Annotated in this window: 13 protein-coding genes and 1 tRNA gene; all 14 read left to right on the top strand. The window is 63.9% G+C overall.

The features are described from left to right. Window positions 1–33: 33 nt before the first annotated feature. The gene (gene rpsO, locus EOD73_RS02940) at window positions 34–294 is read left to right on the top strand and encodes a 30S ribosomal protein S15 (RefSeq protein WP_127680700.1); all 261 of its coding nucleotides are present in this window, start codon (window positions 34–36) and stop codon (window positions 292–294) included. Window positions 295–491: 197 nt separating this feature from the next. Beyond that, a complete protein-coding gene (gene pnp, locus EOD73_RS02935; protein ID WP_127680698.1) occupies window positions 492–2,603 on the top strand; it encodes a polyribonucleotide nucleotidyltransferase in 2,112 nt (703 codons plus the stop codon). 6 nt (window positions 2,604–2,609) lie between these two features. Then, on the top strand, window positions 2,610–3,608 hold the full coding sequence (locus EOD73_RS02930; RefSeq protein WP_127682386.1) for an NAD(P)H-quinone oxidoreductase: 999 nt from the start codon (window positions 2,610–2,612) through the stop codon (window positions 3,606–3,608). 1 nt (window position 3,609) lies between these two features. Next, window positions 3,610–4,347 (top strand): triose-phosphate isomerase, encoded by a 738-nt coding sequence (gene tpiA, locus EOD73_RS02925; protein ID WP_127680696.1) that lies wholly within the window; start codon window positions 3,610–3,612, stop codon window positions 4,345–4,347. A 38-nt stretch (window positions 4,348–4,385) separates the two neighbouring features. Continuing rightward, entirely contained in the window at window positions 4,386–4,769 is a 384-nt protein-coding gene (gene secG, locus EOD73_RS02920) for a preprotein translocase subunit SecG (protein WP_127680694.1), read from the top strand. Window positions 4,770–4,857: 88 nt separating this feature from the next. Continuing rightward, a tRNA-Leu gene (locus EOD73_RS02915) sits at window positions 4,858–4,942 on the top strand. Window positions 4,943–5,105: 163 nt separating this feature from the next. Continuing rightward, window positions 5,106–5,465 carry an NADH-quinone oxidoreductase subunit A gene (locus tag EOD73_RS02910; RefSeq protein ID WP_127680692.1) on the top strand — a complete coding sequence of 120 codons (360 nt, stop codon included), beginning with the start codon at window positions 5,106–5,108 and terminating at the stop codon, window positions 5,463–5,465. Window positions 5,466–5,477: 12 nt separating this feature from the next. Then, window positions 5,478–5,954 carry a NuoB/complex I 20 kDa subunit family protein gene (locus EOD73_RS02905; RefSeq protein ID WP_047484384.1) on the top strand — a complete coding sequence of 159 codons (477 nt, stop codon included), beginning with the start codon at window positions 5,478–5,480 and terminating at the stop codon, window positions 5,952–5,954. 3 nt (window positions 5,955–5,957) lie between these two features. Further along, window positions 5,958–6,557: an NADH-quinone oxidoreductase subunit C gene (locus EOD73_RS02900; protein WP_127680690.1), complete on the top strand. Its 600-nt coding sequence runs from the start codon at window positions 5,958–5,960 to the stop codon at window positions 6,555–6,557. Between the two features lies 1 nt (window position 6,558). Further along, window positions 6,559–7,812, top strand: coding sequence for an NADH-quinone oxidoreductase subunit D (locus EOD73_RS02895; protein WP_127680688.1), 1,254 nt, complete (start codon window positions 6,559–6,561; stop codon window positions 7,810–7,812). Next, window positions 7,809–8,303, top strand: a complete 495-nt coding sequence (locus EOD73_RS02890; protein WP_127680686.1) for an NADH-quinone oxidoreductase subunit NuoE family protein — start codon at window positions 7,809–7,811, stop codon at window positions 8,301–8,303. Before EOD73_RS02895 ends, EOD73_RS02890 begins: the two co-directional genes overlap by 4 nt. A gap of 3 nt (window positions 8,304–8,306) precedes the next feature. Beyond that, window positions 8,307–9,638 (top strand): NADH-quinone oxidoreductase subunit NuoF, encoded by a 1,332-nt coding sequence (gene nuoF, locus EOD73_RS02885; RefSeq protein WP_127680684.1) that lies wholly within the window; start codon window positions 8,307–8,309, stop codon window positions 9,636–9,638. A gap of 3 nt (window positions 9,639–9,641) precedes the next feature. Further along, entirely contained in the window at window positions 9,642–11,996 is a 2,355-nt protein-coding gene (gene nuoG, locus EOD73_RS02880) for an NADH-quinone oxidoreductase subunit NuoG (protein WP_127680682.1), read from the top strand. Further along, window positions 11,993–13,090 (top strand): NADH-quinone oxidoreductase subunit NuoH, encoded by a 1,098-nt coding sequence (gene nuoH / locus EOD73_RS02875; RefSeq protein WP_127680680.1) that lies wholly within the window; start codon window positions 11,993–11,995, stop codon window positions 13,088–13,090. The genes nuoG and nuoH overlap by 4 nt, the downstream gene beginning before the upstream one ends. Window position 13,091 lies beyond the last annotated feature (1 nt).

The following is a 13,091-nucleotide window of genomic DNA, read 5'->3' as shown; positions in this document are numbered from 1 at the left end:
GGCAGCGGCGTTCCACATCCACAAGGAAACACCATGTCCCTGAACAAGGCCGAGATCGTCAAAGCCCACGCCCGCGCTGCCAATGACACCGGCAGCCCCGAGGTGCAAGTCGCGCTGCTGACCGCGCGCATCAACGAACTGACCCCCCACTTCAAGGCCAACCCCAAGGACCACCACGGTCGCCGCGGTCTGCTGAAGATGGTCAATTCGCGCAAGAGCCTGCTGGCTTACTTGAAGAGCCGCGACAGCAGCCGCTACGTTGAGTTGATCAAGAAGCTGGGCCTGCGCAAGTAATGCCCTGAGGCCTGCACCTGGTGCAGGCCTTTTGTCTTGGGCCAGCGGCAAGCGCCGTTGGCCTCTTTATTCCGACCGGAGACCACGCAACCCGTGACCGCATGCCATCCCCAAGTCGTCGTTCGACGCCTTGGGCATGACATGGCGAACGGCTTGCCGAGCCCGGTTCCCTCCAGCGAACCCAATAGGAGCAACGCATGACCATGTTCAACAAAGTCACCAAAACCTTCACCTGGGGCAAGCACACCGTCACCATGGAAACGGGCGAGATCGCTCGCCAAGCCACCGGTGCAGTGCTGGTCAACATCGACGACACCGTCGTGTTGGCCACCGTGGTCGCCAAGACCGAGGCCAAGCCCGGCCAGGACTTCTTCCCCCTGACCGTGGACTACACCGAGAAGACGTACGCCGCCGGCAAGATCCCCGGCAGCTTCTTCAAGCGCGAGGGGCGTCCCAGCGAGTTGGAAACCCTGACCTGCCGCCTGATCGACCGCCCGATTCGTCCGCTGTTCCCCGAGGGCTTCTACAACGAAGTGCAAGTCATCGTGCACGTGGTCAGCTTGAACCCTGAGGTGCAAGCCGACATCGCTGCCATGATCGCCACGAGTGCCGCCCTGGCCGTGTCGGGCATCCCGTTCAACGGCCCCATCGGCGCGGCCCGCGTGGGTTATGTCAATGGCGAGTACGTGCTGAACCCGGGCAAGACCGAGTTGGCCAACAGCAAGCTCGACCTCGTCGTGGCTGGCACCGAAGCCGCTGTGCTGATGGTGGAGTCCGAGGCCGACCAACTGAGCGAGGACGTGATGCTTGGCGCCGTGGTGTTCGGTCACGACGCCGGCAAGGTGGCCATCAACGCCATCCACGACTTGGTGCGCGACGCGGGCAAGCCGGCGTGGAACTGGACGCCCCCGGCCAAGAACGAGCCCCTGATCGCCAAGGTCACGGAGTTGGCCGAGCCGCTGCTGCGCGCTGCGTACCAGATTCGCAGCAAGCAAGCACGTACCGAGGCCTGCCGCGCGGCTTATGCCAGCGTCAAGGACGGTCTGAAGGCCGCGGGCGTGGAATTTGACGGCGTCGAGGTGGACAACTTCCTGTTCGAGATCGAAGCCCGCATCGTGCGTGGACAGATCTTGGCCGGTGAGCCGCGCATCGACGGTCGCGACACGCGGACCGTGCGCGCCATCGAGATTCGCAACAGCGTGCTGCCCCGCGCCCACGGTTCTTCGCTGTTCACCCGTGGTGAGACCCAGGCCTTGGTCGCCGCTACCCTGGGCACCGATCGCGACGCGCAGCGCATCGACGCGCTGGCGGGCGAGTTCGAAGACCGCTTCATGCTGCACTACAACATGCCCCCGTTCGCGACGGGCGAAGCGGGTCGATTTGGTTCGCCGAAGCGCCGCGAAATCGGCCACGGTCGCCTCGCCAAGCGCGCCCTGGTTGCGGTGCTCCCGAGCAAGGAAGAGTTCCCCTACACCGTGCGCGTGGTTTCGGAGATCACCGAGTCGAACGGTTCTTCGTCGATGGCTTCGGTCTGCGGCGGTTGCTTGTCGATGATGGATGCCGGCGTGCCCTTGAAGGCGCATGTGGCCGGTATCGCCATGGGTCTGATCAAGGATGGCAATCGCTTTGCCGTGCTGACGGACATCCTGGGTGACGAAGATCACTTGGGCGACATGGACTTCAAGGTGGCCGGCACCAACACCGGCGTGACGGCGCTGCAGATGGACATCAAGATCCAAGGCATCACCAAGGAAATCATGCAGGTTGCCCTGGCACAGGCCAAGGAAGCGCGCTTGCACATCTTGGGCAAGATGATGGAAGCCATGGGCGAAGCTCGCGCCGAGGTCTCGAACTTCGCACCGCGCCTGTACACCATGAAGATCAACCCGGAGAAGATCCGCGACGTCATCGGCAAGGGTGGCGCCACGATCCGCGCGTTGACCGAGGAGACGGGAACCACCATCGACATCGGTGACGACGGCACCATCACGATCGCTTCGACCGACGCCGAGAAGGCCGCGTTGGCGAAGAAGCGCATCGAGGACATCACCGCCGAGGCCGTGATCGGGCAGACCTACGAAGGTCCGGTCGTGAAGATCCTGGACTTCGGCGCGTTGGTTCAGATCCTGCCGAACAAAGACGGCCTGGTGCACATCAGCGAAATCGCCCATCGCCGCATCGAGAAGGTGACGGACGTGCTGAAGGAAGGCGAGATCGTCAAAGTCAAGGTCCTGGACACCGACGAAAAGGGCCGCGTCAAGCTGTCCATCAAGGCCCTGATCGCCCGCGAAGCGGCGCCGCAGGAATAAGCCTTGATGCTGGCGGTCGGCATCGCCCAGCCGGGTGGACCGGAGGTGCTCGCCCTGGGCGAGCACCCGATGCCGCGCGCCGGTGCAGGTGAATGCCTGATTCGAGTGGCCGCGTCGGGCGTTAATCGCCCGGACCTGCTGCAGCGTCGGGGCTTGTACCCGCCCCCGGCTGGCGCGAGTTCTTTGCCCGGCTTGGAAGTGGCGGGCATCGTTCATGACGGCGATGCACAGGCCTTGGCCGAAGCGGGCTTGGCGGTGGGGGACCGGGTGTGTGCCTTGGTGGCCGGTGGTGGTTACGCCGCTTGGTGCGTGGCCCCTGTTTTGCAGTGTCTGCCGGTTCCAAAGAGTTGGTCGCTGCTGGAGGCGGCTGCTGCGCCGGAGACCTTCTTCACCGTTTGGTCGAACCTTTTCGATCAAGGGGGGCTGAAGGCCGGGCACCGAATCCTGGTGCATGGTGGCGCCAGCGGCATCGGAACCACGGCCATCCAGTTGGCTGTTGCCTTCGGTGCGCGCGTTTGGGTCACGGTGGGTTCTGCCGACAAGGCGGCCGCTTGCCTTATGTTGGGGGCGGAAGGCGCGTTCAACTACCGCGAACAGGACTTTGTGTCCGAGGGCTTGGCAGCCACGCAGGGCGAAGGGTTCGACCTGATTTTGGACATGGTCGCGGGGCCCTACGTGGCCCGCAACCAGCAGGTGTTGGCGGAAAGCGGACGCCTGTTGGTCATCGCCGTTCAAGGCGGCGCGCGGGCCGAGTTGGATGCAGCGGTTCTGCTCCGCAAACGCCAAAGCATCAGCGGGAACACCCTGCGATCACGACCAGAAGCCTTCAAGGCCGCCATTGCCCGACAGCTTCGGGAGCGCGTGTGGCCCTTGGTAGAGGTTGGGCGGGGCATTCGTCCGCGAGTGCAACGAGTGCTGCCTGCCGCTGAAGCCGCTGAGGCGCACCGCCTGCTCGAGGAGGGGGCGGTGGTTGGCAAGCTGGTCTTGGATTGGGAAGGGGCTTGAAATGCGCAAGAAGTTGGTGGTGGGCAACTGGAAGATGAACGGCAGTCGCGCCATGGTCGTGGAACTGCTGACCGACCTGAAGGCCCGGGCCCCGTGGCCCAGCGACGTCGCCATTTGTCCTCCGATGGCCTACCTTGGTCAGGTGCAGGCTGAATTGACCGGCTCGTCCATCGCCTGGGGTGCCCAGGATGTGTCGGCGCACAACGGACAGGGGGCCTACACCGGGGAGGTGTCGGCCACGATGTTGACCGATTTGGGGGCGACCTACGCCATCGTGGGCCACAGCGAGCGCCGCACCTACCACGCCGAGAACGACCAATTGGTCGCGGCCAAGGCCAAGGCTGCGCTGGCCCAGGGCGTGGTGCCCATCGTCTGCGTGGGGGAGACCCGTGCCGAGCGGGAGGCGGGGCATACCGATGCCGTTGTGCAGCGTCAATTGGCGGCTGCCATCCGTTCGATGGGTGCCCGAATCGGGGAGGTCGTCGTGGCCTACGAGCCAGTCTGGGCGATCGGAACCGGCCTGACTGCCACGCCCGAGCAAGCACAGGCGGTTCATGCCCGGCTTCGCCAGCAACTGTTGGCGGCCACACCGGCGGCCGCTCAGATGCGCATCCTTTACGGCGGCAGCGTCAAAGCCGACAACGCCAGTCAGCTATTTGCCCAGCCTGACATCGACGGCGGGCTGATTGGCGGCGCAGCACTCAAGGCTGACGACTTCGATGCCATTTGCCGGGCCTGATCCAGGCTCAACGATTTGATTTTTTGGAGAGAACGACGATGCAAGTTTTGATGAACCTCGTGCTGGCCGTGCAGTTGCTGAGTGCAGTGGCCATGATTGGTCTGGTGCTCGTGCAGCATGGCAAGGGCGCTGATATGGGGGCCTCGTTCGGCTCTGGCGCTTCGGGCACCTTGTTCGGTGCCACGGGCAGTGCCAATGTGCTGTCGCGGGCCACCGCCGTCTGCGCCACGCTCTTCTTCGTCTGCACCCTGGCCATGGCCTCGTTCAGCAGCTACCGCGACGCGGCTCCGGCAGCGACCGGCTTGCTCGACGCGACGCCGGCCGCCAGTGCTCCGGCAACTGCCGCCAGCGCTGCCGTGTCTGGCGCTGCCGCGGTGCCTGGCGCCGCCGCTCCCGTGGCACCGGCTGCATCAAAACCCTGAGAACAGACCGATTTTCGGTTTAGAATTTTGGGCTGTTCGGAAAGCCATCCTCATGCGATCCGAACGCCGCCGTCCCTGACGGTACCCAGCGCTCGTGGTGAAATTGGTAGACACGCTATCTTGAGGGGGTAGTGGCGAAAGCTGTGCGAGTTCGAGTCTCGCCGAGCGCACCAAATTTGACGGAATCCAAGGGTTCCGATCCCGCCTAACGGGCGCAGTGAAAGCGAAATCGTTCGCCGCCATGCGCCCGTTGTCATTTCAGCTTGATCCCTCGCAAAAGGGCGAAGGGGAGAGCGCATAAGATGCCGCGGTTGTCCCACGGCCCGAGCCTTGCCCATGAATTTGGAACAGTACCTCCCTGTCATCCTCTTCATCTTGGTCGGCGTCGCCGTCGGCATCCTGCCCCAGTTGCTGGGCGCCCTCTTGGGACCGCGCAAGCCGGACCCGGCCAAGGTCTCTCCTTACGAATGTGGCTTCGAGGCTTTCGAAGACGCGCGCATGAAGTTCGATGTCCGCTACTACCTGGTGGCCATCTTGTTCATCTTGTTCGACTTGGAAATCGCCTTCCTGTTCCCGTGGGCCGTGTCGCTTCACGAGATTGGGCCGACGGGTTTCTGGGCCATGATGGTTTTCTTGGGCATCCTGGTCGTGGGCTTTGCCTACGAGTGGAAAAAGGGTGCCCTGGATTGGGAATGAGGCAGAAGCCAAATGGGTATTGAAGGCGTTCTCAAGGAAGGGTTTGTCACCACCTCGGTCGACACCCTGATCAACTGGTCCAAGACGGGATCGCTGTGGCCGATGACCTTCGGGCTGGCTTGCTGCGCCGTTGAAATGATGCACGCCGGTGCGGCGCGCTACGACATCGACCGTTTCGGGATGTTGTTCCGCCCCAGTCCGCGTCAGTCGGATCTGATGATCGTCGCTGGCACCCTGTGCAACAAGATGGCGCCGGCACTGCGAAAGGTGTACGACCAAATGGCCGAGCCTCGCTGGGTGTTGAGCATGGGCTCTTGCGCCAACGGCGGTGGCTACTACCACTACAGCTATTCGGTGGTGCGCGGCTGCGATCGCATCGTGCCGGTTGATGTGTATGTGCCAGGTTGCCCCCCGACGGCAGAGGCTTTGCTCTACGGGATCTTGCAACTGCAAGCCAAGATCCGCCGTGAAAACACGATCGCGCGCTGAACCATGACGCCCTCTTTGGATCGACTGCAGGCCAGCCTGCAACACGTGCTCGGTGACCGGCTGAAGAAGCTCACCAACCGCCTGGGTGAACTGACGTTGGAGGTGTCGTCCGCCGATTGGTTGGCGGTGGCCAAGACGTTGCGAGACCACTCGGAGTTGCGCTTCGAGCAGTTGATCGACCTGTGCGGCGTCGACTATTCGCAGCACGGCAACGGCGGCTACGAAGGGCCTCGGTTTGCCGTGGTGACCCACTTGCTGTCGGTGTCGCTGAACCAGCGCCTTCGGGTTCGCGTGTTTGCAGCCGATGACGACTTCCCCCGGGTGGCGTCGGTGACGGCCCTGTGGACCAGTGCGAATTGGTTCGAGCGCGAAGCCTTCGACCTGTACGGCATCCTGTTCGAAGGGCACGAGGATTTGCGTCGCATCTTGACCGACTACGGCTTCATCGGCCACCCCATGCGCAAGGACTTCCCGGTGTCTGGGCACGTCGAAATGCGCTACGACGCGGAACAGAAGCGGGTGGTGTACCAGCCGGTGTCGATCGAACCTCGAGAGATCACGCCGCGCGTGATCCGCGAAGACCGTTACGGTGGGTTGAACTGACATGGCCGATATCAAGAACTACACCCTGAACTTCGGCCCGCAGCACCCGGCTGCGCACGGTGTTCTGCGTTTGGTGCTCGAGCTGGACGGCGAGGTGATCCAGCGGGCCGACCCGCACATTGGCTTGCTGCACCGCGCGACCGAAAAGCTGGCGGAGCAGAAGACCTACATCCAGTCGCTGCCCTACATGGACCGCCTGGACTACGTCTCGATGATGTCCAACGAGCACGCGTACTGCTTGGCCATCGAGAAGATGTTGGGCTTGGAAGTGCCGCTGCGCGCACAGTACATCCGGGTGATGTTTGCTGAGTTGACCCGCCTGCTGAACCACCTGCTGTGGCTCGGCTGTCACGGCTTGGACTGCGGCGCGATGAACATCCTCATCTACTGCTTCCGCGAACGCGAAGACATCTTCGACATGTACGAGGCGGTGAGCGGAGCGCGCATGCACGCGGCCTACTTCCGCCCGGGTGGCGTGTACCGCGACCTGCCGGACACCATGCCGCAATACCAAGCGAGCAAGATCCGCAACGCCAAGGCCATTGCCAAACTGAACGAGAACCGCAGCGGTTCGCTGCTCGATTTCATCGATGACTTCTGCCGTCGTTTCCCGGCTTGCGTGGACGACTACGAGACCCTGCTGACGGACAACCGCATTTGGAAGCAGCGCACGGTGGGTGTGGGTGTCGTGAGTCCTGAGCGGGCGCTGAACCTGGGTTTCACCGGGGCGATGCTGCGCGGCTCCGGCATTGCCTGGGACCTGCGCAAGCACCAGCCCTACGACGTCTACGACCGGATGGATTTCGACATCCCGGTGGGCACCAACGGCGACACCTACGACCGTTATGTGGTGCGCGTGGAAGAAATGCGCCAGGCCATTCGCATCGTCAAGCAGTGCGTGGATTGGCTCAAAGCGAACCCGGGTCCGGTCATCACCGACAACCACAAGGTGGCCCCGCCGTCGCGCGAATCCATGAAATCCAACATGGAGGAGCTGATCCACCACTTCAAGCTGTTCACCGAAGGCTTCCGCGTGCCGGAAGGCGAGGCGTACGCGGCGGTGGAGCACCCCAAGGGCGAGTTCGGCATCTACATGGTCAGCGATGGTGCCAACAAGCCTTACCGTTTGAAGATCCGGGCGCCGGGCTTTGCGCACTTGGCGGCCCTGGATGAAATGAGCCGTGGACACATGATTGCCGACGCCGTGGCCATCATCGGCACCATGGACATCGTGTTCGGCGAGATCGATCGATGAGCAATGCATACGTTTTGAGCGCCGCGACCCGCGCGCGCTTCGACCGCGAGGTCGCCAAGTACCCCGCCGAACAGAAGCAGTCGGCCGTGATGGCGTGCTTGAGCATCGTGCAGGACGAGCAGGGGCACGTGTCCCCCGAGTCCGAGGTGGTGATCGCCGAGTACCTGGGCATGGCGCCCATCGCGGTGCACGAGGTAACGACCTTCTACAACATGTACAACCAGCGGCCGGTGGGCAAGTTCAAGTTGAACGTTTGCACCAACCTGCCCTGCCAACTTCGTGATGGCCAAAAGGCCTTGGAGCATGTCTGCTCGCGCCTCGGCGTGACCGAAGGCGGCACCACGGCCGATGGCCTGTTCACGGTGCAGAAGAGCGAATGCTTGGGCGCCTGTGCCGACGCCCCCGTTCTGCTGGTGAACGATCGCGAGATGTGCAGCTTCATGAGCCACGCGCGGCTCGATGAGCTCATCGACACGCTGAAGAAAGCCTGACCGATGGTGGACCTTTCCAAGTTCAAGGCGACCGGCACGGAAACGTGCTTCCACGGACGCCACATCCAGCCGCAGATTTATGCCGACCTGAACGGCAGCAACTGGCACCTGGCGGACTACGAGGCCCGCGGCGGGTACGCTGCCCTGCGCAAGATCCTCGCGGCTGAAGGGGGCATGACCCAAGAGCAGGTGATCGCCGAGGTGAAGGCCAGCAGCCTGCGCGGCCGCGGCGGTGCCGGCTTCCCGACGGGATTGAAGTGGAGCTTCATGCCCCGCCAGTTCCCGGGCGCCAAGTACCTGGTGTGCAACTCGGACGAGGGCGAGCCGGGCACCTGCAAAGACCGCGACATCTTGATGTTCAACCCGCACGCGGTCATCGAGGGCATGGCCATCGCCGCGTATGCCATGGGCATCAGCGTGGGCTACAACTACATCCACGGCGAGATCTTCGAGGTCTACGAACGCTTTGAGGCTGCCCTGGAAGAAGCTCGCGCGGCGGGCTTGATCGGCGACAAGATCCTCGGCAGCGCTTTCAGCTTCCAACTGCATGCCTTCCACGGCTTCGGCGCGTACATCTGCGGCGAAGAGACGGCATTGCTGGAATCGCTCGAGGGCAAGAAGGGACAGCCCCGCTTCAAGCCGCCGTTCCCGGCCAGCTTCGGCCTGTACGGCAAGCCGACCACCATCAACAACACCGAAACCTTCGCGGCGGTGCCCTGGATCATCCGCAATGGTGGGCAGGCCTACCTCGAGGTGGGCAAACCGAACAACGGTGGCACGAAGATTTTTTCGGTCAGCGGTGACGTGGAGCGCCCCGGCAACTACGAGGTGCCGATGGGAACGCCGTTCAGCACCTTGCTGGAGTTGGCAGGCGGCGTGCGCAAGGGCCGACAGCTCAAGGCCGTGATCCCCGGTGGATCATCGGCACCGGTGCTGCCGGCGGACGTGATGATGCAGTGCACGATGGACTACGACTCCATCGCCAAGGCCGGCTCGATGCTGGGATCGGGCGCTGTGATCGTCATGGACGACTCGCGCTGCATGGTCAAAAGCCTGCTGCGCCTGTCCTACTTCTACATGCACGAAAGCTGCGGCCAGTGCACGCCTTGCCGCGAGGGCACGGGCTGGATGTGGCGCGTGATCGACCGAATTGCCCATGGCAAGGGCCGTCCGGAAGACATCGACCTGCTCAACAGCGTGGCCGACAACATCCAAGGTCGCACCATCTGCGCCTTGGGCGACGCCGCTGCCATGCCGGTGCGGGCGATGCTCAAGCACTTCAAGCACGAATTCGTGCAAATGATCGAAGCCGCCAACCAACAGAAAGCGGCCTAAGCCATGGTTGAAATCGAACTCGACGGCCAAAAGGTCGAAGTGCCCGAGGGCAGCATGGTCATGCATGCCGCCGACAAGCTGGGCACCTACGTTCCGCACTTCTGTTATCACAAGAAGCTGAGCATCGCGGCCAACTGCCGCATGTGCTTGGTGGACGTGGAGAAGGCGCCCAAGCCCATGCCAGCGTGCGCCACGCCGGTGACGCCGGGCATGATCGTCCGCACCAAGAGCGACAAGGCGGTGAAGGCCCAGCAAGGGGTGATGGAGTTCTTGCTCATCAACCACCCGCTGGACTGCCCGATTTGCGACCAAGGCGGCGAGTGCCAACTGCAGGACTTGGCCGTGGGCTACGGCGGCAGCAAGAGCCGCTACGCCGAAGAGAAGCGCGTGGTGTTCCACAAAAACGTGGGGCCGCTGATCTCGATGGAAGAGATGAGCCGCTGCATCCACTGCACCCGCTGCGTGCGCTTCGGCCAAGAGATCGCTGGCGTGATGGAACTGGGCATGCCCAACCGCGGCGAGCACAGCGAGATCACGACCTTCGTCGGCCGCACCGTGGACAGCGAGTTGAGCGGCAACATGATCGACCTGTGCCCGGTCGGCGCGCTCACCAGCAAGCCCTTCCGTTACAGCGCCCGCACCTGGGAGTTGTCGCGGCGCAAGTCGGTCAGTCCGCACGACAGCAATGGCGCCAATTTGATCGTGCAGGTCAAGGGCAACCAGGTCATGCGCGTGGTGCCGCTGGAGAACGACGCCGTCAACGAGTGCTGGATTTCCGACCGCGATCGCTTCAGCTACGAAGGCCTGAACAGCGATGCCCGCTTGACCCGTCCCATGATCAAGCAGGACGGCAGTTGGCAAATGGTGGATTGGCCCACGGCCCTGAACTACGTGGCCAAGGGTTTGCAGTCGATCCGCCAAGACCACGGTGCCACGTCATTGGCGGCCTGGGTGGCCCCCACCAGCACCTTGGAAGAAGGCGGCTTGCTGGCCCGTGTGCTGCGCGCCTTGGGCAGCGAGAACGTCGACTGGGCCTTGCGCCAGCAAGACGACCGTCTCCGTGCCGGCGTTGGCCAGGCCTTGACCCTGGGTCGTTCGATTGCGTCGCTGTCCAAGTTGGATGGCGCGCTCGTGGTTGGCGCCAACCTGCGCAAAGACCATCCGCTGATGGCCCAGCGCTTGCGCCAAGCCGCCCGCCATGGCGCGCGCATTGCGTCGTTGCACGCCGTGGCCGACGACTGGCTGTTGCCCGTGTCGGCGCAACAGACGGTGGCGCCTCAACACTGGCTGGCCAGCTTGGCCGACGTCGCCGCGGCGGTGGCCGACGCTCGGGGCGTGACCGCGCCTTGGGCGTCTGCGAAGGCGACCGAGTCGGCCCGGGCCTTGGCGGCTTCGCTGTTGAGCGGCGAGCAGACGGCGGTGCTCTTGGGCAATGCCGCGGCCGAGCATCCGCAAGCCGCCGACTTGTTGGCGATGGCGCAATGGATCGGTGCGCAAACCGGCGCCAGCGTGGGTTACTTGGGGCAGGGCGGCAATGCCGTTGGTCTGCAGGCCGTGGGCGTGCAGCCCGGCGCCGGCGGCCACAGCGTGCGGGCCCAACTGGCGGGCGCGGCACCCAAAGGCGTGTTGCTCTTGGGGGTCGATCCGCTGCTGGACACGCAAGATCCGGCCGCCGCGGCCCAGGTCCTGAAGCAGGCCGACATGGTGGTCGGTCTGGTCAGCCACCGCACCGATGGCCTGCTGGACACCGCCGACGTGCTGTTGCCCATCGCGCCGTTCACGGAAACCTCCGGCAGCTTCGCAACGGCAGACGGGCAATTGCAGACCTTTGTCGGCGTCGTCCCGCCCCAGGGCGAGGCCCGTCCGGCGTGGAAGGTGCTGCGCGTGCTGGCGAACCTGTTGGAGTTGCCGGGTTTCGACTTCGAGACGAGCGACCACGTGCGCGCGGCGTTGTTGCCCGACGGCTTCAAGCCCACGGCTGTGGGCGCCTTCGCACTGCCCGGTGCGACGGCGGCGGCGGAGGGTTTGCAGCGCCTGGCCGAGTTGCCCATCTACGCCAGCGACATGCTGGTGCGCCATGCGCCGAGTTTGGCCGCCACCCGTGATGCGCGCGATGCCGGAACGGCCCAGTTGCCGCCTGGCCTGTGGGCTCAGTTGGGACTTCCGGCCGAGGGCGAGACCATGGTGCGAGTGACGCAAGGGGCGGCCCACGTGACCTTGCCGGCCCGCCGCAATGAGCGCTTGGCCGAGGGCGTCGTGCGCGTCGCTGCCGGCCTGCCGCAAACGTCGACCCTGGGAGCCTCGTTCGCTCCCATCCAGGTGGCCAACGCCAATGCCGTGGCCGGGGGTGCGCAATGATCGACAGCCTGTACCAAATGGGCGCCGGCCTGCTCGGCGGGTTCTGGCCGGTGGTCTGGAACCTGCTCAAGATCGTGGCCGTCGTGGCGCCGCTGATGGTGTGCGTCGCTTACCTCACGTTGTGGGAGCGCAAGGCCATCGGTTGGTCCCAAATCCGACCAGGTCCCAACCGCGTGGGCCCCATGGGCCTGCTGACGCCCATCGCCGACGCCGTGAAGTTGATCTTCAAAGAGATCATCCTGCCGGCGGCCTCGAACAAGGGCTTGTTCTTCCTCGGCCCGATCCTGACGATTGCGCCGGCATTGGCGGCTTGGGCGGTGGTGCCTTTCGGGCCCGACGCGGCGGTGGCCAACATCAATGCCGGCCTGTTGTTCCTGATGGCGATCATGTCGCTCGAGGTCTACGGCGTGATCATCGCGGGCTGGGCGTCGAACTCGAAGTACGCCTTCTTGGGCGCCATGCGGGCTTCGGCCCAGATGGTGAGCTACGAGATCGCGATGGGCTTCGCCCTGGTCGTCGTGCTCATGGTGTCGGGCAGCCTGTACATGACCGACATCGTGCTCAAGCAAACGACCGGCTGGTTCGCGTCGCACGGCGTGAACTTCCTGTCGTGGAATTGGTTGCCGCTGTTCCCGATCTTCATCGTCTATTTCATCTCGGGCCTGGCCGAAACGAACCGGCATCCGTTTGACGTGGTGGAAGGCGAGTCCGAGATCGTGGCCGGCCACATGATCGAGTACTCGGGCATGTCGTTCGCCATGTTCTTCTTGGCCGAGTACGCCAACATGATCCTGGTGTCGGCCCTCACGGTGCTGCTGTTCCTGGGTGGTTGGTCGGCGCCGATTTCCTTCAGCCTGTTCGGCATGGAAACGCCAGCGTTCATTCAGCAAACCATGGCCTTCTGGAACTGGTTCTGGCTGTTTGGCAAGACCTTCGTCGTCGTGACCATGTTCTTGTGGGTGCGCGCGTCGTTCCCGCGCTTCCGCTACGACCAGCTGATGCGCCTGGGCTGGAAGGTGTTCATCCCCGTCACCTTGGTGTGGCTGGTCGTCGTGGGCCTGTGGATGCAGACCCCGTACAACATCTGGAAGTGAG

Source organism: Inhella crocodyli (assembly GCF_004004565.1).
In the GTDB taxonomy this organism is placed as follows: Bacteria; Pseudomonadota; Gammaproteobacteria; order Burkholderiales; family Burkholderiaceae_C; genus Inhella; species Inhella crocodyli.
Note: the sequence above shows the minus strand (reverse complement) of the source record. Positions and strands in the feature narration are given on the sequence as shown.